This window comes from Gillisia sp. CAL575, assembly GCF_000403785.1.
In the GTDB taxonomy this organism is placed as follows: domain Bacteria; phylum Bacteroidota; class Bacteroidia; order Flavobacteriales; family Flavobacteriaceae; genus Gillisia.
This window is the reverse complement of the sequence record NZ_APHJ01000022.1, coordinates 14,582-37,444: the sequence shown is the minus strand read 5'-3', so window position 1 is coordinate 37,444 and position 22,863 is coordinate 14,582. Positions and strand designations below refer to the sequence as shown.

20 protein-coding genes and 1 pseudogene are annotated in these 22,863 nt (G+C 34.2%); 9 read left to right on the top strand and 12 right to left on the bottom strand.

Annotated features, from left to right (window positions below; translation table 11 throughout):
• Nucleotides 1–38: 38 nt before the first annotated feature.
• From I130_RS06165 to I130_RS06145, 5 genes are all read right to left on the bottom strand, one after another.
• Nucleotides 39–1,271 (bottom strand): M48 family metallopeptidase, encoded by a 1,233-nt coding sequence (locus I130_RS06165; RefSeq protein WP_034920557.1) that lies wholly within the window; start codon nucleotides 1,269–1,271, stop codon nucleotides 39–41.
• A 93-nt stretch (nucleotides 1,272–1,364) separates the two neighbouring features.
• The gene (locus tag I130_RS06160) at nucleotides 1,365–2,171 is read right to left on the bottom strand and encodes a TrmH family RNA methyltransferase (RefSeq protein WP_034920556.1); all 807 of its coding nucleotides are present in this window, start codon (nucleotides 2,169–2,171) and stop codon (nucleotides 1,365–1,367) included.
• Nucleotides 2,172–2,404: 233 nt separating this feature from the next.
• Complete coding sequence (locus tag I130_RS06155; RefSeq protein WP_034920555.1) at nucleotides 2,405–3,718, bottom strand: amidohydrolase family protein; 1,314 nt, start codon at nucleotides 3,716–3,718, stop codon at nucleotides 2,405–2,407.
• A gap of 11 nt (nucleotides 3,719–3,729) precedes the next feature.
• Complete coding sequence (locus I130_RS06150; RefSeq protein ID WP_034920554.1) at nucleotides 3,730–6,705, bottom strand: amidohydrolase family protein; 2,976 nt, start codon at nucleotides 6,703–6,705, stop codon at nucleotides 3,730–3,732.
• A 79-nt stretch (nucleotides 6,706–6,784) separates the two neighbouring features.
• Nucleotides 6,785–7,858 carry a DUF3810 domain-containing protein gene (locus I130_RS06145; RefSeq protein ID WP_034920553.1) on the bottom strand — a complete coding sequence of 358 codons (1,074 nt, stop codon included), beginning with the start codon at nucleotides 7,856–7,858 and terminating at the stop codon, nucleotides 6,785–6,787.
• An 86-nt stretch (nucleotides 7,859–7,944) separates the two neighbouring features.
• Between I130_RS06145 and I130_RS06140 the strand changes: the two genes are divergently transcribed.
• Complete coding sequence (locus I130_RS06140; protein WP_034920552.1) at nucleotides 7,945–9,405, top strand: aminoacyl-histidine dipeptidase; 1,461 nt, start codon at nucleotides 7,945–7,947, stop codon at nucleotides 9,403–9,405.
• Nucleotides 9,406–9,532: 127 nt separating this feature from the next.
• Here I130_RS06140 and I130_RS06135 read toward each other — a convergent pair whose 3' ends face one another.
• The 4 genes from I130_RS06135 to I130_RS06120 form a co-directional block, all read right to left on the bottom strand.
• On the bottom strand, nucleotides 9,533–10,657 hold the full coding sequence (locus I130_RS06135; RefSeq protein WP_034920551.1) for a peptidylprolyl isomerase: 1,125 nt from the start codon (nucleotides 10,655–10,657) through the stop codon (nucleotides 9,533–9,535).
• A gap of 5 nt (nucleotides 10,658–10,662) precedes the next feature.
• Nucleotides 10,663–11,232, bottom strand: coding sequence for a gliding motility-associated peptidyl-prolyl isomerase GldI (gene gldI, locus I130_RS06130; RefSeq protein ID WP_034920550.1), 570 nt, complete (start codon nucleotides 11,230–11,232; stop codon nucleotides 10,663–10,665).
• Nucleotides 11,229–12,245, bottom strand: a complete 1,017-nt coding sequence (locus I130_RS06125) for a DHH family phosphoesterase (protein WP_034920549.1) — start codon at nucleotides 12,243–12,245, stop codon at nucleotides 11,229–11,231. Before I130_RS06125 ends, gldI begins: the two co-directional genes overlap by 4 nt.
• A gap of 208 nt (nucleotides 12,246–12,453) precedes the next feature.
• Nucleotides 12,454–13,713 carry a choice-of-anchor B family protein gene (locus I130_RS06120; RefSeq protein ID WP_034920548.1) on the bottom strand — a complete coding sequence of 420 codons (1,260 nt, stop codon included), beginning with the start codon at nucleotides 13,711–13,713 and terminating at the stop codon, nucleotides 12,454–12,456.
• A 258-nt stretch (nucleotides 13,714–13,971) separates the two neighbouring features.
• On the opposite strand from I130_RS06120, the pseudogene I130_RS06115 reads away from it, so the two are divergent.
• Nucleotides 13,972–14,392 (top strand): annotated as a pseudogene (locus I130_RS06115) (nucleoside-diphosphate kinase).
• A 329-nt stretch (nucleotides 14,393–14,721) separates the two neighbouring features.
• Here I130_RS06115 and I130_RS06110 read toward each other — a convergent pair.
• From I130_RS06110 to recF, 3 genes are read right to left on the bottom strand one after another with little or no spacing between them, the layout of a single operon-like run.
• The gene (locus tag I130_RS06110) at nucleotides 14,722–15,018 is read right to left on the bottom strand and encodes a DUF721 domain-containing protein (RefSeq protein WP_034920547.1); all 297 of its coding nucleotides are present in this window, start codon (nucleotides 15,016–15,018) and stop codon (nucleotides 14,722–14,724) included.
• Nucleotides 14,999–15,436: a lipocalin family protein gene (locus tag I130_RS06105; protein ID WP_034920546.1), complete on the bottom strand. Its 438-nt coding sequence runs from the start codon at nucleotides 15,434–15,436 to the stop codon at nucleotides 14,999–15,001. Before I130_RS06105 ends, I130_RS06110 begins: the two co-directional genes overlap by 20 nt.
• Complete coding sequence (gene recF / locus I130_RS06100; protein WP_034920545.1) at nucleotides 15,433–16,512, bottom strand: DNA replication/repair protein RecF; 1,080 nt, start codon at nucleotides 16,510–16,512, stop codon at nucleotides 15,433–15,435. The genes I130_RS06105 and recF overlap by 4 nt, the downstream gene beginning before the upstream one ends.
• A 145-nt stretch (nucleotides 16,513–16,657) precedes the next feature.
• On the opposite strand from recF, the gene I130_RS06095 reads away from it, so the two are divergent.
• The 7 genes from I130_RS06095 to I130_RS06065 all read left to right on the top strand — a co-directional run bounded on the left by I130_RS06095 (nucleotide 16,658) and on the right by I130_RS06065 (nucleotide 22,861).
• On the top strand, nucleotides 16,658–17,428 hold the full coding sequence (locus tag I130_RS06095; protein WP_034920544.1) for a tetratricopeptide repeat protein: 771 nt from the start codon (nucleotides 16,658–16,660) through the stop codon (nucleotides 17,426–17,428).
• Nucleotides 17,429–17,437: 9 nt separating this feature from the next.
• Nucleotides 17,438–17,935, top strand: a complete 498-nt coding sequence (ribH, locus tag I130_RS06090; protein WP_034920543.1) for a 6,7-dimethyl-8-ribityllumazine synthase — start codon at nucleotides 17,438–17,440, stop codon at nucleotides 17,933–17,935.
• 109 nt (nucleotides 17,936–18,044) lie between these two features.
• Complete coding sequence (locus I130_RS06085; RefSeq protein ID WP_157480508.1) at nucleotides 18,045–18,326, top strand: hypothetical protein; 282 nt, start codon at nucleotides 18,045–18,047, stop codon at nucleotides 18,324–18,326.
• A gap of 12 nt (nucleotides 18,327–18,338) precedes the next feature.
• Nucleotides 18,339–20,192, top strand: a complete 1,854-nt coding sequence (gene mutL / locus I130_RS06080; protein WP_034920541.1) for a DNA mismatch repair endonuclease MutL — start codon at nucleotides 18,339–18,341, stop codon at nucleotides 20,190–20,192.
• The gene (locus I130_RS06075) at nucleotides 20,193–20,936 is read left to right on the top strand and encodes a rhomboid family intramembrane serine protease (RefSeq protein WP_034920539.1); all 744 of its coding nucleotides are present in this window, start codon (nucleotides 20,193–20,195) and stop codon (nucleotides 20,934–20,936) included. It begins immediately after the preceding gene.
• The gene (locus tag I130_RS06070) at nucleotides 20,936–21,835 is read left to right on the top strand and encodes a rhomboid family intramembrane serine protease (RefSeq protein WP_034920537.1); all 900 of its coding nucleotides are present in this window, start codon (nucleotides 20,936–20,938) and stop codon (nucleotides 21,833–21,835) included. Before I130_RS06075 ends, I130_RS06070 begins: the two co-directional genes overlap by 1 nt.
• Nucleotides 21,836–22,861: an endonuclease/exonuclease/phosphatase family protein gene (locus tag I130_RS06065; protein WP_034920536.1), complete on the top strand. Its 1,026-nt coding sequence runs from the start codon at nucleotides 21,836–21,838 to the stop codon at nucleotides 22,859–22,861.
• Nucleotides 22,862–22,863: the final 2 nt, after the last annotated feature.

The following is a 22,863-nucleotide window of genomic DNA, read 5'->3' as shown; positions in this document are numbered from 1 at the left end:
TAAAATTACGATTAACATTGTAAAGAAACAACTTCCAACTAAGAGCTTAAGTTTTTAATTCGCTGTAATAATGTAGGATGCGAATAATGCATAAAAACGTAGGCTTTATGTGGGGTTAAGTTGCTTAAACTAGATTTAGATAATTTTTTGAGACTAGAGATCAAAGGATCTGAACTATAGGTGTTTTTAGCAAAATCATCTGCCTGATATTCGAATTTTCTAGATAAATAATTCATCAACAACCCGGTAATTTCTGAAATAGGACTGAATAAAATTCCGAAAGCGATCAACCCAATATGAAAACTTGGGTTTTCTACTCCCAAGGCTTGAGATAGTAAGGCATTGCCAACAAATATGGACAACACCCACAAAGTTAAACCTGTGGTTAATATAGAAGCGCTTAAGTTTACTATGATATGCTTTTTCTTATAATGGCCTACTTCATGTGCCAAAACACTAACGATTTCTTCTTCACTTAGGTCATTAACCAAAGTGTCATAAAGAGTGATCCTTTTTTCTTTGCCAAATCCAGAGAAATAGGCATTTGCCTTAGTGCTTCTCTTTGAACCATCTATTATAAAAATATTATCTAATTGAAAACCTACTTCATGGGCATAGGCTTCTATTTTAGAACGAAGCGATCCATTCTGCAGTGGGGACTGTTTGTTGAATAGTGGAACAATAAGCTTTGCATAAAACATATTTGTAAACACAATAAAAACGGTAACCATAATCCATGAATACCACCAGAAATCTGTAGAAGTTAATTGATAAAACCAGACAATCAGTGCTAAAATTCCACCTCCAACAACGATCATTAATCCCCAGGATTTCAATTTATCTAATACAAATAATTTCTTAGTGGTTTTGTTAAATCCATATTTCTCCTCAATCACAAAGGTGCTGTAATATGAAAAGGGCAGGGTAAGTATATCACTGGCAAACATAATTATCCCAAAGAAAATTAAAGCTTTGTAAATAGGGTTTTCAGTAAAATCACTTGCAATTCCATTTACAAAAGCAAATCCTTCAAAAAAGAGGAAACCTAACAAAAGCAGTAATGAGAAAACGGATGAAACTATTCCGAACCTATAAACATCTTTCTTATAATTCTGAGATTTTCGATATTCTGCATCATCATATACGTCTTCCAACTCTTTTGGGATTGGATCGTTGAATCGGCTTGCATTTAAAGAATCTAGAATTTTGTCGATTATAAAATCGATTAAAATGATAGCAATTATTATATAAAATAAGATTTCAGCACTCACGTAGAATATTGTTTTTGAAGGAAAAGATTAATATATGCGTTATAATTGAATGAATAAGGCTATTTAGCATAAATGAACATATTGTCAGTCTTTCTAGGAAAAACCTCTTTGTCGTTTAGCTTCAAAAATTAAAATTCCAGCAGCAACAGATACATTCATGCTATCAATTTCTCCACTCATGGGGATAATGATGTTTTGAGTAGAATTATCTATCCATTCTTTACTTAATCCTGTTGCTTCGGTACCAACAACTATTGCAGAAGACTTTTTAAAATCTACATCTGAATAATTTTTTGACGCTTGTAGGGCAGCTGTATAAATAGAGATTTTATGTTTCTTTAAAAAACTGATAATTTCTGAAGTAGTTCCAACTGCGATATTACTTGTGAAAACACAACCTACACTAGATCTAATAATATTAGGATTAAAAAGATCGGTTTTGGGATTGGCAATGATTACAGCATCTACATTTGCAGCATCTGCAGTTCTTAAAAGCGCTCCGATATTACCTGGTTTTTCTGGTGCTTCAGCAACTAAAATTAATGGCTGTTCAGATTTTAGCTGAAGCGATTCCAGAGCCAATTCTTTAGATCTAAATAAAGCCATAATGCCTTCTGTACTGCCACGATATGCGATCTTTTCATAAACATCTTTAGAGAATTCTGTGATCAAAGGGGAGTGTTCAGTATTTGGGTTCAGTTCCCTCAAACCTTCAGCAGGAAATAAAGAATCACAAAAAAAGAATTCTTCGCAGATATATTTTCCCTTAAAGGCAAGCTGAATTTCCCTAAGTCCTTCCACTATAAAAACTCCTTCTTTTTTTCGGTTGCGAGATTTCTCTTGCAGCTGAAGCAGCCTTTTTACAACTGGATTTTGAGCGCTAGATATTTGTTTGATCATGTTGTAAAAATAAGTACTTATTGATACTTACAAATAAAAAACCTCTGAAATTATCAGAGGTTTTTTCTATTTGAATTTAATTTGAATTCTGTCCCGATGTCTATTTGTCATCCCGACGTAGGAGGGATCTCATTTTATGTTGATTGGGATTTATTGAGACTCTTCAGATCACTTCGTTTCCTTCAGAATGACAACCATTTTCTAATTTTGAAAATTCAGAACGGTTTTAAGAACTATTCTTTTTTCTGATTTTCATACTTATCAGAATATCGGTGATATAATTCAGTTTGGTGACTTTCTAAACTCAATTCTCTTCCCTGTATATATGCTTTTGTTAACTTATTAGTTCTCATATCCAAGGCATCACCTTCACTAATAAATAGAGTAGCATCTTTTCCTTTTTCTAAAGTTCCTAATCTATCATCTATCCCCAATATTTTTGCATTATTTAAGGTGATCAATTTTAAGGCGTCTTCCTTAGCCATTCCATTTGCTGCAACAGTTCCTGCGTAAAACGGCAGGTTTCGGGTACTAGCTCTTTCCATTTGCCCGCTGCTTTCTAATCCTACTAAAATTCCTTTATCACTAAGTAATTTGGCGAGTTTATAGTTATAGTCATAGTCTTCGTCATCCTGATTTGGAGTGCTGTGAGGGCGAGGACTCAAAACAGCTATGTTTTCAGCTTTAATTAGATCTGCAACTTTTAAAGCATCATATCCACCCACGATAACCATATCTCTTAAATTCTGATCTTTTTTAAACTGAATAGCATCTACAATTTCACGTTCTCCATCTACATGAACAAACACTTTTTTTCCATTTGTAAAAACAGTTTCCATAGATTTATAAGGTAGATTTTCTTGCTTTTGATCACCAGCAATATAGGCTCTGGAATTATTGAAGAATTGTGTTAGTTTCAAAACGTCTTCAGGATATTTTTCATTTGGCTTTAATCCTCGTTCTTCACCTAACCACCATCTGCCACGTTTAAAACTATTTGGCCAATTAATATGTAATCCATTGTCTATTTTTATTGCAGCATCTTCCCAATTCCAGGCATCAAACTGAACAATAGAAGATGTACCAGAAATAGTTCCTCCTCTTGGAACTACCTCACCAATTAAAACCCCATTTGGCCTCATGCTTTCCACGATCTGACTTTCAGCATTATATGCTACCAAGCTTCTTATATGTGGTAACATTTCTCCAATTTCATCTTCGTCGTCCGTAGGTCTTAAAGACGCGATTTCTACTAAACCGAGTGTGGTATTAGGCGCAATAAACCCTGGATACACATGCTTGCCTTCAGCATTAATAATAGTTCCACGATATTGCATTTTAGTAGTGGTAGCATCTAAAACTTGCGTTAAGATTCCATTTTCAAAAATTATAAGACTGTTCTTTATAACCTCTCCATTTCCAATGTGAGCTGTTGCACCTACAATAGTAACTGCCTCGCTTTGAGCCGGCGAAGGAGTCTGCTGGGCATTTAGTGAACTAGTAATTATTAAAATTCCTAGTATATATATTATTTTAATTTTTTTCATCTTTTTCAATATTAGTAAGTTACCAATGTGTCACAACCCATTTTTTGATCTTCTTTCTTTGTGGCAGATTGTGTTTTAGCTCCGCCATTCTTTGCAGTAAGCATTTGTCCCGTCAGCATATTTTTTTGCTGAGCAATTTCCTTTCGAAGTTCTTTGTCTTTTTCAATATCAAAATAAACCGTTCCTTCAATAAGGGTTTTTTCAGCTTTGCTGTAAATAGAAAGGGGGTTACCAGACCATAAAACTACATCTCCATCTTTGCCAGCTTCAATACTCCCAACTCGATTGTCCAGATGTAACAATTTAGCAGGATTCAAAGTGACAAATTTCCATGCCTCTTCTTCAGAAATTCCACCATATTTTACACTTTTCGCAGCTTCTTGATTCAATCTTCTGCTCATTTCACCATCATCACTATTAATAGCAACAGTTAATCCTGCGTTGTGCATTATTGCAGCATTGTATGGAATAGCATCTTTTACTTCATATTTGTATGCCCACCAATCTGAAAAAGTTGATGCTCCCGCACCATGTTCTTTCATTTTATCAGCAACCTTATATCCTTCTAGAATATGTGTGAATGTGTTGATTCTAAAATCGAAAGATTCTGCAACTTTCATAAGCATATTAATCTCACTTTGCACGTAAGAATGACTACTTACAAATCGCTCTCCATTCAAGATTTCAACTAAAGTTTCCATTTCAATATCTTTCCTGTAATTGCCAGTCTTCTTAGCGGTTTCATAATCCCTAGCCTGACTAAAATAATCTGTAAAGACTTGTTCTACACCCATTCTTGTTTGTGGAAACCTGCTTTTACTATCCCAGTTTGCTTGTTTTACATTTTCTCCAAGCGCAAATTTTATGAATTTAGGTGAATCTGGAAAAATCATCCCTTCTGCATTCTCTCCCCACTTTAATTTCATAATTGCAGAACGTCCCCCAATAGGGTTTGCTGAACCATGTAATAACTGAATTGTAGTCACACCACCTGCAAGATTTCTATAAATATTGATATCTGTAGGATCTATAACATCTTCCATAGATACTTCTGCTGAAGAGTTTTGCCCTGCTTCATTAATTGCTGAAGCGCCAATATGGGAATGTTCATCTATAATTCCGGTAGTTAAATGTTTTCCCGATGCATCGATAACTTTTGCTTTTCCGGCACTTAAATTAGTACCTATATTAGCAATTTTCCCATCTTTTATTAGAACATCTGTCTTCTCCAGAATCCCTTTTTCGGTATTGGTCCAGACAGTTGCATTTTTAAATAAAATATCTTCTTGTTTTGGTAATTCCTTAAAACCATATGCCAAATTTGGGTAGGTTAGGGGTACAATGGGAAGAATACTGTCGTTTTTATCTTCCTCTTTTTTGTCTTTTTCTTTTGCTTTATCTAAAGATTTTGTGACTGTAAATGAGGTTTCTTTACCATTGCTTAATATAGCTCGGCCATTTATTTTATTTACGTCATCATTTACTTTGGCAACCAATCTTGTGTATTCTGTTTTGGTTGAATCTGGTGACGATAATAATATTTGCATCCAGGTATCTGTATAAGATAACTTAGATTTGATCTTTGCGTCACCAAGTTTAACCTCGGCTTTTGGAGAGTTTGGTTTTCCTGTGATTTCCAGATCATAATTCTTTCCATCTACTGCTAAAGAATATTTTCCTTCAAGATTCACAGTGTTCATATTTTCTAAAACCACTTTTTGACCTTGTATCCAGTTCTCAAATAATACGGTTTCCTTATCAAATATATCTCCTGAAGTAATTAAGAAATTGGCCCAAGCACCTTGTTTTATTACTCCAAGTTTATTTTCTTCTCCTAGAAATTTTGCAGGAGTTGTAGTTAAAGCCTCAAGTGCTTTCTTTTTATCTAAACCATAGGAGATCGCTTTTAAAAGGTTCTCTCTAAATTTCTTTTCATCCTTTAGATTTTGTGTAGTGAGAATAAAAGGAATATTATTTTTCGCAAGTTGCATTAGGTTAGATGGAGCCTGATTCCATCGTTTCATATCTTGCAAGCTTACATTATTTGCCATAAATGGATTTTCTAGATCATAAGCTTCCGGGAAATCCAGTGGAATAATAAATGTGGCGTTAGTATTCTTAACTTCAGCAATTCTCTCAAATTCATTCCCACTACCAAAAATTAGATATTGAATGCCATATTCATCTCCAACCGTATCGGCTCTTAATTGATCTAATAAATTATCGGTTTTAAAAATTTGGGGTAAAGTGCTATTTCTATTTAATGCTTCTAATGCCAGATCTTTGGTTGAAATATTTCCCTTTTCATACCATGCTGCATCTATATAGGTTTGTCTTAGCAAGGCCATCGCCCCCATTATAGAAGTAGGATACGATTGATTGGATTGTACGCTTTTATCAAAGGAAAGAAAATTGGCCGATTTGTCCTTTAAAATACGATCTCCTTCAGATCCTTCAGCATTTAAACTTACCAGCATTCCGGTTCCTCGCATAATTCCATCGGCAAGATGCGTGTTTACCGCTCCAAATCCGTTCTTCTGAAACTTTTCAGCTTCAGTTTTATCAAAAGTAAAAGACTCTAGTGCATTAGTTTCCGGACGAATATGATCGTTCCAATAATAGCCTTCCCTGCTTGCATTATATTGGGGTTGACCATTCCCACTTCCAGCTTTTGCAGGTTTTTTCATCCCAAAATCACTATAGATCTCAATGAAAGATGGATAAACGTCTTTACCTTTTAAGTCTATAACAATACTGTTTTTAGGAATGGCAATACTTTTGCCAACAGCAGTTAATTTCCCTTCTCTCACAGCGATCATTCCATTGTCTATAATAGTATTAGAATCTACATGAATTTTAGCGTTTTTAAAAACGGTATAATTGGTATTTTTAGAATTTACACCATCATTATTCGGAAAGTAATCTTGAGCGTACAAGTTTAACCCGGAAGAAATGACCAGGTATAAGAGTAGAAATTTTAATCTCATAAAATAGTTGTTTAAAAGTAATTGCTTTTGAAAATTAGAAAGTGGAATTTAAGGAATATTTGTTGAATCATAAATTTGCTTAAAAAGCATTCTCCACATCATCAAAATAGTTGACGAGTAAAGCAACTACATAACTATAACTTTTCATCCCTTCAGCCTGATTATTTGCTTTAAGAAAACCATTATAAGTAACTTGAAAAATCGGCTCAAAAGGGTTTTTATGTGTTTCCCAGAAATCCCTGACTTCTTTATAATTGGCTAAAACCCCGGGATGTATTGTTTTTAAAAGTTTATCTGCTCTTGCTTGATCTCTCACATATAGTTCATTTAAACAATAGCGCAAAGCGAAGGTAAATCCTGCATATTGAAAATATGGATCGGGGTGGTTCATTGTGGCAAGACAAGCTATAAAATTAGCTTCATTCTCTTTTGCAAATCCTAGCTGATGACCAATTTCATGACTCGCAGTTGTAGGAATCTTATATTTTAAAATCTGCGTATTTACCTGCGCTTCATTGGTGAGCGGATTTAGATACCCATTAAAACCCATATATGTTAAGGGAAGACTGTAAAGTGATCTTTTTAAGCTTTTGCCCTCGTATGTAAGTTTAGGATATTTAATGCTTAAACTCTCATAACCTTCAATAGTTTTTCTGAATAGTTCTGTTTTTTTAAATTTATATTCCACTTTTAAAGAATCATTTTCTACTAATCCAGTGTGTACCTGATTAGATTTTTTTATCAAAGTTTCTGTCAAAAGAACCAGTTCTTCTGTAGTATAAGTATTCTTGATCTTTAAGGTTCGGTGTAGGGGAAGTCTATAATAATTAAAGCCCCAAAAAAGATGGAAACAGGCATAAATAATAGAAAAAGTGGCAAGCAGGTCTAAAGTCCATTTTTTATAACCTCTAAACTTCGTTTTAAATCTTAAGTAGATCCATCGGAATATGGAGACAATAAAAAAAGTATACAAGAGATCTCCTAAAGAAAAAGGAAATATACCCAGAGAAAATCGCATTATTTTAGCGATATAAGGATATAAGCCTGTACTATACCACGATTCTATAAAATCTGGATAAGCCGAAATTATTTTTATAGCAATAATTTGTATTGGCAATAAAATGGCTAAAATGAGGCTTGTTCTATTTTTCACTTCCTAAATAAATTCTAATATGCTGCTAAAAATTTCGTGGTTTGTGAATTACCAATATCTTTGTGAATATACCAAATATTAATACTATGAATGAAGAAATAAGAGCACAAGAACCTAAAGTTTTATGGAATAAATTCGCAGATCTTAATGAAGTTCCTAGACCCTCTAAAAAGGAGGAAAGGGTAATTGAATTTATGAAAAACTTCGGAAATAATCTCAACTTAGAAACACTTGTAGATAATGTAGGGAACGTTATAATTAAAAAACCGGCAACTTCTGGGATGGAGGATAGAAAAGCGGTGGTATTGCAGTCTCATTTAGATATGGTGCATCAGAAAAACAACGATACCAAATTCGATTTTGATACTCAGGGAATCGAAATGTATGTAGATGGAGATTGGGTAAGAGCGAAAGGCACTACATTGGGTGCAGATAATGGACTAGGGGTTGCCACTATTATGGCAATTCTGGAAAGTGATACTATAGAACATCCTGCACTTGAAGCATTGTTTACTATAGATGAAGAAACAGGAATGACGGGAGCTAAAGGTTTGGAGCCTGGATTATTAGAAGGAGATATCCTTTTAAATCTTGATACCGAAGAAGATGATGAAATAGGAATTGGTTGCGCAGGTGGGGTAGATGTAACTGCTATTAGAAAGTACACTCAGAAAGATGCTCCAGAAGATATGAGCGCATTTAAGATCACCTTGAATGGTTTGCAAGGAGGACATTCTGGAATGGACATCATCAAGGGATTGGGAAATGCCAACAAATTGATGAATCGCTTATTATATAATGCATCTGAAAATTTCGGAATTCGTATTGCTGAAATACAAGGGGGAGGACTTAGAAATGCGATCCCTAGAGAAAGTGAAGCAGTGGTATTAATAGATGATTTCCAGATCAAGGCATTCGAATCTGAATTAATGGAGGATTTTGAAGCTATAAAAATCGAATTCGCTAAGCTGGAACCAAAAATGAAATTAGAGCTGGTAAAGGTTGAGACTCCAACAAAGGTTATGGATTCAGATACTCAGGAAACTATTCTAAAAGCCATCTATGCGTTGCATAATGGAGTATTTAGAATGAGTCCGGAAATTGAAGGTTTGGTTGAAACTTCTAATAATTTAGCGAAAGTGGAAATTAGAGATGGAAACATCAACCTGAAATGTCTTACAAGATCTTCTGTAGAATCTTCTAAGGACGATCTTACTAATTCTTTAAGAGCGAGTTTAGAACTTGCAGGCTGTGAGGTAAACTTGTCTGGAGATTATCCAGGATGGGCACCAAATAGAGATTCAGATATTTTGACTGTATTAGATAATTTATATTCTAATTTATTTAACGAAAAAGCAGATGTGGCTGCATGTCATGCAGGATTAGAATGTGGGATAATTGGAAGTCATTACCCAGAAATGGATATGATTTCTTTTGGACCAACAATAAGAGGAGCGCATTCTCCAGATGAGCGAGCAAGTATTTCTTCTTCTCAGAAATATTGGAAATTCGTTTTAGAGATCCTTAAAAATATTCCGAAGAAATAATATGAAATACCATTGTTGGGTTGAGCCTTAGAAACTATATTATGACAAGCTTAATAAGACATTGAGACATAAAAAATCCCGCTCCAAATATGGAGCGGGATTTTTTTAATAATATGAAAATCAGTTTCTATTTCTGAATTTCTACAATTTCTATTTCGAATATAAGATCTGTATTTGGAGGAATTACACCGCCAGCTCCTCTTTCTCCATATCCTAAATGAGAAGGGATGAAAACAACTGCACGATCTCCAACATTCATAGAAGTTATTCCATCTCTAAATCCTGGTATCATAGGGGCATCTGGACCGTATTTAGTAGCCATTGGCTGGTATCCCATTTGATCTCTTTTAACGTGATTTAGTGCTCCATTTTGTTCAGCAACATCTTGCCAGCTGGTGTCAAATAAAGTACCATCTTCAAAATATCCTGCATAGTTTACCATAACCATAGATCCTTCTGGGATTTTTACGTCTTCTCCTTTTTCTAGGTAATGAATTTTAATACCACTTTCCAATTCTTTAGCCTCTTCCTTTAGAGCCATGAATTTTGAAGCGTTCTCTTTCTTCATCTCAGATTTAGCAACTTCCGCTTCTTCTTCTTTAACCTTAGCGTTTGCCAAATTAGATTCGAATGTTTTAGCAGCTTTAAAATCTTTAGCTTCTTTTCCTTTACGGATAATCTTAAGGCTTTCTAAAACCACATCTTGTTCTGGCTTGTCTCTGGCAACAGTCTTAACCATTCCGATACTATCTACAACGGCTTGTCCTTCTAGTACTTTACCAAAAATAGTATGTTTTCCATCTAACCAAGGAGTAGGAGCCAAGGTGATAAAAAACTGACTTCCATTAGTACCAGGACCTGCATTAGCCATAGATAATGTACCTTTTGTAGCATGACTTAAAGAATCTACAATTTCATCTGGAAATTTATAACCAGGATCTCCACTTCCGGTTCCGGTTGGATCTCCACCTTGGATCATAAAATCTTTTATAACCCGGTGAAAAATTAGTCCGTCGTAGTATTTTTTCCCTTTTGAAGTGCTGTCAACCATTTTATGACTATCACCTTCAGCTAAAGAAACAAAGTTGGCAACTGTTGTAGGAGTTTCCTTGTAATAAAGTTCTGCAATAAAAGAACCTTTATTAGTGTTGAATTCGGCATAAAGACCATCTTTAAGGTCTGGATAATCCTCTTTACAACTTACTAGGCCAAGTAAAACGGCACAAACTAAAAGCATGCTTAATCTTTTCATATTAATTAATTATCAGATTTATTGGTATTTATTTCTTGGGTAATCGAGTTTAATGTTACTTCTGTAATTATAGGGATGTTGGTTCCTATTCTATCTTTATCACCATAATAACCAAATGCTTTGTGAGAAGGGAAAATAAAAGTGACAGTTTCTCCTGCTTTCATGAGTTTTAGACCTTCTCTCAACCCTCCAAAAAGATTCTCCCTATCCATGGCATATCTTTTTGTGGGAATTTCTCCAACATCATAGATATAATTACCATTTAAATCTTTTATGTTATAATCAAATCTCACCACATCACCATACTCCGGCATTTCAACATTTAAAGAATCTGTAGATTTCTTGTTGTAGTAATACCAAAACCCATTGCTGGAAGCTTTATAATCTTGAGTAGAATCCTGTTCGATCATTTTAAGAATGATCGCTTCTTCTTTCGCAACAAGTTTTTTATTTCTTTTGATAGATTCATTGATAAAAGAACCTGAATTTTGAGTAACAGGCCTTCTGGCTTCCGGAGATTTGCATCCTATTACACCTAGTAATATCGCTGCTGTATATAAAATTTTTAGCTTCATAAACCTAATTCTTCCTTATATTCTGGAAGCACGCTATTAAATTTCACAATGGTGTCTTCTAGCGAAATATCGCTTTTTCCACCTGCGGCATTTATATGTCCTCCTCCTTGAAAATGCGCTCGGGAAAATTCGTTTACATTAAAACTCCCTTTAGAACGGAAACTAATTTTAATGATTCCATCTACTTTATGCTCTATAAATATTGCTGCGAAAATAATTCCTTCCAAGGATAATCCATAATTTACAAAACCTTCTGTATCTCCCTTTCTGAAGTTATTTTGATCTAATTCCTCTTGAGAAAGAGTAATGTAGGCAGTTCTTAATTCTTTATTAACCCTTAAGTTCTGAAGTGCAACTCCTAATAATTTCAATCTACTTTCAGAAGAAGTATCATAGATTTGTTGATGTATTTTAGCATTATCTGCACCTTTATCTATAAGATCTGCAATTACCCTGTGCGTTTTACTAGAAGTGGATCTAAATCTAAAAGAACCAGTATCTGTCATTATTCCAGTATACAAACAAGTTGCAATTTCTGGAGTGATGCTTTTTACGGCTCTTAATTTTTCTATAAATTGATACACCATTTGGCAGGTAGAACTCATAGTAGCATCGCTATATGTGTGATGTGCATATGTAGACGGTTCGGGATGGTGATCTATCATTATAAAGGTAGCATCTGCCTCTTTTAATGAATCCTGCATATCTCCAGTTCTTGATAGATCGTTAAAATCTAAAGTGAAGATAATATCTGCATTAGAGATCAAGGGTTTACAAGTAATATAATCCTTTTCATAAATCATGATGTCCTCCTGTCCAGGAAGCCATTTCAGGAAATCTGGATAATCATTAGGCGCAATTACGGTAACGTGATGACCTTTTCCTTTCAGAAAATGATATAAACCTAATGAAGATCCTATAGCATCTCCATCTGGTCCTTTATGCGGAACTATTACAATGTTATTAGCCCTTGAGAGGTCTGAGGTAATTTCTAAAATGCTTTGTTCAATCATATTTTAATTCCAATTAAAGCGAAATAACAGCAAAGGTGAAATATTCTATTTCAAAATTCAAAAAAAAAATTCAAACACACTGAAATTTTCTAATTTGAAACTGTAATTCTGACTTTAAATTTGAGGGTGAAATTACAAAATATATATTTTATAAAATTATGTGAATAGGTGGATTTAATATTGAGATATAATAAAGTGGTATTTAAGTCTATTCCTTTTTTCTTACAATAAAAAGACCATTATCTATGTCGCTTAAAACGATGTTTCCACTTTCAAAAAAAGGATATACATTCCATGCTCCGTTAAAATCTTTGGAATTAGTTAGTGGGTAACTATCAAAAGATCCTACTTCCCTTATGTTTTTATTTTTAATGTCTGAAATATCCAATACTCGCAATCCTCCAGTATAATTGGCCAGATAGAATAAATTGTCTTTTACATATCCATTATGATCTATAGAAGGTAGGGAACTCGTGTAATTTGTATGTGTTTTGGGATTATCCAAATCTGTGAAATCTAAAATGATAGTTCTAGTGTTTTTTCCAGTTTGTATTTCATCGAACTCGTCTCCCACCAAAAAGTATTTCTGATCCTCTGTGAACCAACCTTGGTGAGTATAACCAACATTTTCATAGGTGATTGTAGAAATATTTTTCGGATTGGATTTATCGGTAATATCTACAATAGCAACTTTATTTTCATTGCTTCCAATATAGATCTCCTTACCACTATAATCTGTATCTGGCCCATTATAGGTTACTACTTGTGCGTCATGACTGTATCCATCTAAGGAATAACCTCCTGCGAAAGTTGGATTCATTGGATCTTGGATATTGATGATATGTGGGCCGCCGGCAAAAGTGTTAGAACCTACAACATAAGCGAATCCTGAAGATTCATTGATCACAATATTATGTGCATGTTCAAATTCATTATATTTTGCATCTGCCTGATAGTTAACAGGAGCATTGGCTACATTTCTAAGTTTCGTTAGGTCAAAGATCTGCAGACCGTGACCTTCAGCTTCACTTACAATAAAGGCATAATTTTGATATACTTTGATGTCGCGATGCAAAGCGGAAGGTGTTTGAGAAACTAATTTTCCTAGATAAATAGGTTCTGAAGGATTGGATATATCTATAAATGCAGTGCCATTATCAAGCCCCATTAAAACATATTCTTTTCCTGTACTAGCATCTGTCCATCCCCAGGAATCATTTCCAGAGACGGCATTAAATATAGAAAGACTTATATGGGCCATTAAATCATAATCCTTACATGGATATTTTCCTGCCATTCCATTCTCGCAAGGGGAAGTTGCAATTATAGTAGGGTCTATTTTTTCTTCCATTTCTTCTGAAGTTATAGAGGAGTCATCATTAGAACACGAAAAAAACAAAAAGCTGAGAAAGAAAATCAAATAATATTTTTTGATTGAGACCCGATTTATTAGGCTTATTAAATTCATTTATTAAGGTTTTTTAATAATTATTGTAAGTCTTCTTTTGTTTTGATGATAAATGCTTTAATTATTGTAGAAGCTTTGGGTAAAGTGATGCATCAATAATAATACCTTTCTGCGGAAAACATTAATACTGCTTAGGTATGCATATACTTTATACCAAGTTAGTGAAGATAAAAAATCCTATAATAATCATAAAATAAAATATAATCTTGCATAAAGTGTTCAAATGCGTACTTTTGCAAAAATTTTAAAAACCATAACATGGCTAAGAATAGAACTTTTACAATGCTTAAACCCGATGCAGTTGAAAACGGAAATATCGGTGCGATCCTTGAACTTATTAATACTTCAGGATTTAGAATTGTTGCAATGAAATTAACTCAGATGTCTCGTAAAGATGCTGAAACTTTTTATGCTGTTCATAATGAGCGTCCATTTTTTTGGAGAATTGGTAGAATACATGACAAGAGGACCTATTGTTGCTGCTGTATTGGAAAAAGATAATGCTGTAGAAGATTTTAGAACTCTAATCGGAGCTACAAATCCAGCGGAAGCTGCAGAAGGAACTATCCGTAAGAAATATGCTGCTTCTATTGGAGAAAATGCAGTTCACGGAAGTGATAGCGATGAAAATGCTGCTATTGAAGCTGCTTTTCACTTTGCAGGAAGAGAATTATTTTAAATATATTTAGGTAGAATTTGAAAAGCCGCTTTCATATGAAAGCGGCTTTTTTTGTTTTTGACTTTTCTTAATGATTCCAAAATAAAATCCTGTCATTCTCAACTTGATTCAGAATCTTAATACGGAATCCCTGAAACAAGTTTAGGGTTAGGCCAATTGTCGAAAACACCAAGCCTAACCAATAAAAGCATATGTCATTCTGAAAGTAGCCTAGCGAAATGAAGAATCTATTTGAACCAGAATTTCGTTTTAAAAGAGATTCCCCCTTCGTCGGAATGACAAGAAAAAGCAATCCCGGAGGCCTTCAGGACTGGATGCTGTAATCAAGTCTACCTTAGCACCAACTTACTAATCAAATCTTTCTTAAGTGCTTCATTCAACATCTTAATGATCTTTTCTCTTCCATAACTCAACTCTTCCCGTAATACAGAAGAACTAAGTTGAACAAATAAGGTGTTTCCTTCCAACTTTATGGCTGTGGTATATTTTACTATTCCAGGTCCCATTTGCTCATTCCAAACATCTTTCACGTTTACCTTATCTAATCCTTTCTGAAGCTTATTTGTAGAGACAAAATTTTCTAATGCCTCACTCAACTTCATATTCTCATTCATTCTCTTTTTCATCCAGATCTAATTTTAAAGGTTTATACCTTTTATAGTGGTATATAATTCCGCGCTCATTTTTTAAACTAAGTTCATCTTCTTTAGAAGCTACAATAACTTCTTTCCAATTATTAAAAGCGGTAGAATAATTTAGTGACACTTTATTTTCTTCAATAGTTACATTTATTTTTTCCGGTTCTCCAGCGGGGATATAAGTGCCATCAAATTGTGGTTTAACTTTTACTCTAAATCCTAAACTATCAATGATTTCTATATAATCTACTATCTCATTGATCTTAAAATCCCGAATAGAATCTTTTGTGAATTCAACTTTTTCAATACCCCAATAGCCATTAATATGGTCTAAATTTTCTCCAGGTTTGTTATTACAACTAGTAAAAAGAATCATTAGAATTAATACTATACTAAGTCTCATCATAGTTTAAATATTTTAAAGGTTTGGTTGCTTTCTTCCATCACTTTCTCTGTTCTGTCTGCATGCGTATCGCTAATAAATATCTGTCCTAGTTCATCTGTAGCAACCAGCGTTATTATATGTGCAACACGTTGTTCATCTAACTTATCAAAAATATCATCTAATAATAGGATAGGATTAACCTTGCTCATTTTTTTAATGAAGTCGAATTGTGCCAATTTTAGTGCTATAAGAAAGGATTTTTGTTGCCCCTGAGATCCAAACTTTTTAATAGGATGGCCATCAATCTCGAAACTAAGATCATCTTTATGCAAACCTACACTGGTGTATTGAAGGAGCATATCTTTTTGTAGATTTTCTTCTAATAAAGCTGAAATAGATCTTTCAAATAATTTGCTCTTATATTCTAGACTTACCTGTTCTTGATTATTGGCTATTTCTGAATATCTTTTATTGAAAATCGGAATAAATTCATTTAAAAATGCCTTACGCTTTTCAAAAATGATATTCCCAAACTCTGTAAGCTGAGCATTATAAATCTCCAAAGTATCCCTGTCGAATTTTGCATTTGCAGCAAAGTATTTTAAGAGTGCATTTCTCTGGGCGAGAACTTTACTATAAGAGATTAAGGAATTTAAATATAGCTGATCACTTTGGGAGATCACACCATCCATAAATTTCCTACGGGTGTCGCTGCCTTCAATAATAAGATCGCGATCGCCGGGAGAAATCATGACGGCAGGAATAAAACCTATATGTTCACTGAATTTCTCGTAAGCTTTGTTATTTCTTTTGATCACCTTTTTTTGACCACGTTTGGCGCTCACCAAAATATGTTCTTCTCTCTCGTTTTTCTCTAAGGAGCCTTCAATAACAAAAAAGTCGGCGTCGTGATTGATGTTCTGACTCGTAATTGGGTTGAAATAACTCTTCCCAAAAGAGAGATGATAGATACTATCTAAAATATTCGTTTTTCCAACGCCATTTCTGCCTACAAAACAGTTTATTTTGGAGTCGAAATCAAAACTGGAGGAATCTAAATTTTTATAATTGACTAGGGAAAGGGACTTTAAAAACATAAAACGCTGTTATTCAGCTTAATAATTATTAATTTTACTTTTATAAAGGTAATAGAAACGCGCCGAAAGTATTAAAAAATAAGAAATAATTTCCCTTTCAAATAAGAATAAAAATTTTATTTTTGCGACTCATTAAACCAATTTTATGGCAACGTACAAGAAAAAAGGTTCTAAACCGTCTACTAAAGAAGAGAGAAAAAATCAAGTAGAGGAAGAATCTACAACCGCAGAAGTTTTTAACACCCTAGATGAAGGTGCTGGAAGAACAGAAGAGTGGGTTGCAGAAAATCAAAAATGGATCTACATTATCGTTGCATTGGCAGCTGTGGTAGCTTTAGGATATTTGGGATGGCAACGTTTTATTCAAGAGCCTAAAGAATTAGAAGCTTCTAACGAAATGTTTCAATCTCAACAATATTTTGACTCGGCTTTAGCTGGATCTGGTGCTCAGAGCGATTCTTTATATAATATGGCATTAAATGGTGGTGAAGGAAAATACGGTTTCTTAGATATCATAGATAATTACGGAAGTACAAATGCAGGAAATCTTGCACATTACTATGCTGGTTTTGCTTATTTGAATACTAATAAGTATCAGGAAGCAATAGATCATTTAGAGGATTTTGATGGTGAAGATGAGATCTTATCTGCATTAGCAGTTGGTGGAATGGGAGATGCATTTCTTCAATTAGACCAGCCGAAAGAAGCTTTAAATTATTACGAGAAGGCTGCAACAATGCGAACTAACGAATTTACTGCACCTCGATTTTTACTAAAAGCGGCAACCACTGCTATCCAATTAGGAGAAGGTGAGAAAGCTGCTGAATATTTAAATAGAATTAAAGACGAATTTGCAAATACTCCAGAAGCAAATCAAGTAGCTATCTATTTAGGTAGAGCAGAAGCAATGAACTAAAGATTTTCTATGGCAACTCAAGGAAAAAATCTTAGCGAATACGATAAAAGCCAAATGCCGGAAGCTAAGAACTTCCGGTTTGGTCTTGTTGTAGCCGAATGGAATGAGAATATTACCGAGGGCCTTTTTAAAGGAGCCTTTGATACTTTGAAGGAAAATGGGGTGATCAACGAAAACATTGTTCGTTGGGATGTTCCGGGAAGCTTCGAGCTTATTTATGGTTGTAAAAAAATGCAGCAAAGCTACGATATGCTGGATGCTATTATTGCCATTGGAAGTGTGATTGAGGGAGAAACTAAACACTTCGATTTTGTATGCCAAGGAGTAACCCAAGGCATCAAAGACCTAAACGTTAAAAATGACATTCCTGTAATTTTTTGTGTGTTAACAGATCAAAATATGCAACAAGCTATAGATCGCTCCGGCGGGAAATTTGGAAACAAGGGTTCTGAAGCTGCAGTAACGGCCATTAAAATGGCACAACTAAGAATAGACGCCAAGTTTTAAACTTAGTCCTTACGGCATTATTCTTGCTCTTTTCTTTTTGCTTCAACATGCTTTCTTTTCTCTTGCTTTTTAAGTAAATTTGAAGTTCTATTAAGAAACACCGCGTATTTTGAAATTCAGTCTTTATAAATCCAAAAAGAATACCCGTTATAATTACACTCCTCGTTATTATAAGGGAAAGGACACAGGAAATATTTACGACTTCGACTCTAAATTCAACAAATATAAAAACACCACAAATTCTATAGACTTCGGTGCTCAATGGGCAGATGCCAGAAGTTCTAGTAGAACCAGAGGTAATCGAGAGATCAATAAACGTGTGATCTATATTATTATCGTCTTGGTAATAATATTCTTGTGGATCATTGACTTTGATTTATCCATTTTTTAGAATTAATTTTTCATGATCGATGTAATTCATCTCCTGCCAGACCATGTGGCTAATCAAATTGCTGCAGGGGAAGTAGTTCAAAGGCCAGCTTCTGTTATTAAGGAATTGCTGGAAAATGCAATAGATGCTAAAGCTTCAACAATTCAGGTTTACATCAAAGAAGCCGGGAAGATTCTTATTAGTGTGATAGATGATGGTTCTGGAATGAGCATTACAGATTCCAGACTAAGTTTTGAGCGTCACGCCACTTCAAAAATTAAAGCTGCTGAAGATCTTTTTCAACTTCAGACAAAAGGATTTAGAGGCGAGGCATTAGCCTCTATAGCCGCAATTGCTCATGTTGAATTAAAAACAAGAAGAGAGGAAGATGAGGTTGGAACTTGCATAAAAATTGAAGGTAGCGAAATCACTTCTCAGGAGGTTTGCGTTACCGCAAAAGGAACCTCAATTAGCGTTAAGAATCTATTTTATAATATTCCTGCCAGAAGAAACTTTTTAAAGTCAGATACCGTTGAAACCCGTCATATTATAGATGAATTCCAGCGAGTAGCATTGGCACATCCAACAATTTCATTTTCTCTGGTTCACAATGTGGGAGAATTATTTAATCTTCCCGCCTCTAATTACAGACAACGTATAACCAATATTTTAGGAGGAAAATCCAATGAGAAATTGGTTCCTGTAAACGAAGAAACAGAAATTTTGAAAATTTCTGGCTTCGTGGGTAAACCTGAATATGCTAAACGTACTAGGGGAGAGCAATTCTTTTTTGTAAATGATAGGTTTATTAAAAGCCCTTATTTAAATCATGCTGTAAGTGCTGCGTTTGAAGGACTTCTAAAGGATAGAGCTTATCCTAGCTACTTTTTATACCTTCAGGTAGATCCTAAGAGCATAGATATCAATATTCATCCAACTAAGACAGAAATTAAGTTTGACGATGAGCATGCTTTATATGCCATTTTAAGAAGCGCTATAAAACACAGTTTGGGCCAATTTAATGTTGCACCTATTTTGGATTTTGAAAGGGATCCAAATTTGGACACACCTTATAACTATGAAAATAAGCGAGCTTCTACTCCACAAGTAGAGGTAGATAGAAATTTTAACCCATTTAAAAATGAAGCATTAACTTCTTCTAATTTTAAAAGTGGTTATAAAAAGGAATCTTCTAATTGGGAAAGTCTTTATACCGGATTACAATCTGAATCTATTGGAAATGACAATGTAGATGTTCGCCAAATAGAATTTGAAAGTGAAGAGGTAACGGGAAATCTTTTTGGTGCTTCCAAGACAGAGGAGGCTCAAAGTTCTACTTTTCAATTAAACAAGAAATTTATTATTAGCACTCTTAAAAACGGAATGTTAGTAATAGATCAGCATAGAGCGCATACTAGAATTTTATACGAAGAACTTTTAAAGAGCATTACAGTTTCCGCAGCTGTGAGTCAGCAGTTATTATTTCCATTAGTGCTTCAGTTTAATCAACAGGAAACTGAATTATTGAAAGGGGTTAAAGATTCGCTGGAACAAACCGGATTTATATTTTCAGAAATAACATCTAATTCCGCAGAAATTATAGGGATTCCAACTTCTATTTCAGAAAGTGAAGTAGAAATGTTATTAGAGCAACTGCTGGTTGACTTTCAGAATGAAGTGCCAGAAAACAATTTTTCTCATACAGATCTGCTTGCCAAATCTTTAGCAAAGAGTATGGCTGTTAAATCTGGAAATTTGTTAAATACTACAGAACAGCAGCATATTGTTAATGGATTATTTGCTTGTAAAGAGCCGAGTTTAACGCCATTTAACAAGCCTGTTTTTATTACCTTGCCAGTGGAAGAACTGGAAAAAAAATTCATGTAAATGGGAAGAATTACAGATACTGTAAAAGTACTTATTATAATAAATGTCATCTTCTTTGCAGGAACTATGCTGGTTGGTGATCAAGTGTATCAATTATTTTCATTGTGGTTTTTCCAAAATGATAATTTTGGGATCTGGCAAGTTGTTACTCATATGTTCATGCATGGGAGTTTTATGCACATCCTTTTTAATATGTATGCATTATGGGCCTTTGGAAGTCCTATTGAACAGATGTTGGGTAAGAATAAATTTATTTTCTTTTACTTTTCATGCGGAATTGGAGCTGCAATTATACACTCGCTTGTTAACTATTTCCATGTGGAATCTGGGTATAATGCGTTAGTAGATGCGGGAATGAATCCAATGGATATTCAGCAACTATTGGAAACTGGGCAGTACAACACTTCTATTTTAGGTAGCGTTTCTAAAGATACTTTAGAAAGCATGTTTACAGCTTATAATACTCCTGCAGTAGGAGCATCTGGAGCAATTTATGGAGTTTTAGTTGCTTTTGGTATGTTATTTCCAAATGTTGAATTATTTTTACTCTTCGTACCAGTTCCTATCAAGGCAAAAATATTTATCCCTATATTAATTGCAATAGATCTATTCTCTGGTGTCACTGGATACTCCCTATTTGGTGGAGGAATAGCTCATTTTGCGCACGTGGGTGGAGCTCTGTTTGGCTTTATTATGATGTGGTATTGGAAAAAGAATCAGTTTGAACAAAATAGGTGGGATTAATGGGACCAGTAGATAAATTCAGATATAAATTGCAAACAGCAACAGTTGTAGAAAAACTGATTGCAATAAATGTCTTGGTATTTATTCTGTTTTTCTTGGTGAAAACTATCACTTTTCTTTTCAATCTTCCTTCCAACTTTATAACAGAATGGTTGGTTTTTCCAAAAGAGCTGGGGGAATTCGTATTTAAACCTTGGTCCATAATTACTTATTCTTTCTTGCATTCAGGGATTTGGCATATTTTATCCAACATGCTGATTCTTTATTATGCAGGAATCTATTTCCTTAATTATTTTTCTTCAAAAAAATTACTGACTTTTTATTTCCTTGGGGTTATAATTGGCGCATTGGTTTATATGTTAAGCTATAATTTATTTCCTGCTTTTGAGGCAACGGGTAAATCTTATTTAATAGGAGCTTCTGCAGGTGTTATGTCTGTACTAGTTGGGGTTGCAACAAAGGTTCCAAATATGAAGATCAGGTTGATGTTTATTGGATCTATAAAATTTTGGTATATCGCTGCTTTTCTAGTAGTAATAGATATTATCCAAATCCCTTTTGGTAATGCTGGTGGACATTTTGCTCATTTAGGAGGCGCTTTCTTTGGGTATATGTATACTAAACAATTGGCAAATGGAAATGATATAGGAATTGGTTTTGAAAAGTTTATAAACTGGTTTGTTGGCTTATTCGATTCTTCTCAAAAGGCCAAACCTACAATGAAAACAGTTTATAAGAAAAAAGGAGCAGGCCCTTTTAAAACAAAAGTTCCAATCATCAACAAGGATGAAAAACAGCAAAAAATTGATGCTATCTTAGATAAGATCAGTACTAGTGGATATGATAGTTTAACCAAACAAGAAAAGGATTTCTTGTTTCATGCGGGTAAAGACAAATAAATGAAGAATCTTGGCTTGCTGGATAAACTAATATTTGTCCTAAACTCTATTATGGCCTTTGCGCTATTGCTTTCTTACCTGTTGCCATATGTTCCTCCAAAAACATTTCCTCTACTTTCTGTACTTAGTTTGGGAGTGCCATTGCTAATTCTTTGTAATTTCATTTTTTTGCTCTTCTGGGCAATTCGTTTTAAAAGACAGCTATTTCTTTCATTGATTATTTTAGCTCTAGGCTATAACTATGTTCTATCTTGGATCCAATTTTCCAGTGGTCCAGAAACCAAAGGAGAGAATAATATTACTCTTATGAGCTATAATGTGCGAATGTTTAATGCTTATAAATGGACAGAAGAGAAGAATATTCCAGAAAAGATGACAGATTTTATTTCTAAAAAAAACCCACAGATCTTGGCTACCCAGGAACATTTTGTTGGCGTATCTGGAATGGTTAAAACCTATCCTTATAAATTTATAAAACTGAAAGATGGTGGTTCTGAATTTGGTTCTGCAATCTTTTCAAAATATCCAATTATAAAGTCACAATCTGTAGATTTCCCCGAAGATGGGAATAACAATGCGATCTTTGTAGATATAGTTAAGAATGAAGATACCCTACGTATTTTTAATGTTCATTTTCAATCTCTAAACATTAAACCAGGAATAAACGATTTGCAGAAAGAGGATTCAAAGAAACTCTTTGGAAGAATTGCCCATGGTTTTAAGCTTCAGCAAAAACAAGCAGAAATGATGATGGCTGAAGTGAGGAGATCTCCTTACAGAACAATTATTATGGGAGATTTTAATAACACCGCATTTTCTTATATCTATAAAATTGTTAGAGGAGATAGATTTAAAGATGCCTTTTTGGAAGTAGGTAGCGGCTTTGGAAAAACCTTTAACTTAAGTTATTTCCCGCTCCGTATTGATTTTATGATGATTGATAAGGGATTGAAAACTCAAACTTTTGAAGTATTTCCTGTAGAATTATCAGATCATTATCCAATATTTTCTACCGTTAGCTGGTAATA

Coding starts and splice junctions, on each gene's coding strand:
- I130_RS06120 (WP_034920548.1), bottom strand. CDS start 13,713: ATGAATTTAATAAGCCTAATAAATCGGGTCTCAATCAAAAAATATTAT.
- I130_RS06140 (WP_034920552.1), top strand. CDS start 7,945: ATGAATGAAGAAATAAGAGCACAAGAACCTAAAGTTTTATGGAATAAA.
- I130_RS06155 (WP_034920555.1), bottom strand. CDS start 3,718: ATGAAAAAAATTAAAATAATATATATACTAGGAATTTTAATAATTACT.
- recF (WP_034920545.1), bottom strand. CDS start 16,512: ATGTTTTTAAAGTCCCTTTCCCTAGTCAATTATAAAAATTTAGATTCC.
- I130_RS06095 (WP_034920544.1), top strand. CDS start 16,658: ATGGCAACGTACAAGAAAAAAGGTTCTAAACCGTCTACTAAAGAAGAG.
- I130_RS06160 (WP_034920556.1), bottom strand. CDS start 2,171: ATGATCAAACAAATATCTAGCGCTCAAAATCCAGTTGTAAAAAGGCTG.
- mutL (WP_034920541.1), top strand. CDS start 18,339: ATGATCGATGTAATTCATCTCCTGCCAGACCATGTGGCTAATCAAATT.
- I130_RS06105 (WP_034920546.1), bottom strand. CDS start 15,436: ATGATGAGACTTAGTATAGTATTAATTCTAATGATTCTTTTTACTAGT.
- ribH (WP_034920543.1), top strand. CDS start 17,438: ATGGCAACTCAAGGAAAAAATCTTAGCGAATACGATAAAAGCCAAATG.
- I130_RS06135 (WP_034920551.1), bottom strand. CDS start 10,657: ATGAAAAGATTAAGCATGCTTTTAGTTTGTGCCGTTTTACTTGGCCTA.
- I130_RS06110 (WP_034920547.1), bottom strand. CDS start 15,018: ATGAAAAAGAGAATGAATGAGAATATGAAGTTGAGTGAGGCATTAGAA.
- I130_RS06075 (WP_034920539.1), top strand. CDS start 20,193: ATGGGAAGAATTACAGATACTGTAAAAGTACTTATTATAATAAATGTC.
- I130_RS06070 (WP_034920537.1), top strand. CDS start 20,936: ATGGGACCAGTAGATAAATTCAGATATAAATTGCAAACAGCAACAGTT.
- gldI (WP_034920550.1), bottom strand. CDS start 11,232: ATGAAGCTAAAAATTTTATATACAGCAGCGATATTACTAGGTGTAATA.
- I130_RS06065 (WP_034920536.1), top strand. CDS start 21,836: ATGAAGAATCTTGGCTTGCTGGATAAACTAATATTTGTCCTAAACTCT.
- I130_RS06150 (WP_034920554.1), bottom strand. CDS start 6,705: ATGAGATTAAAATTTCTACTCTTATACCTGGTCATTTCTTCCGGGTTA.
- I130_RS06125 (WP_034920549.1), bottom strand. CDS start 12,245: ATGATTGAACAAAGCATTTTAGAAATTACCTCAGACCTCTCAAGGGCT.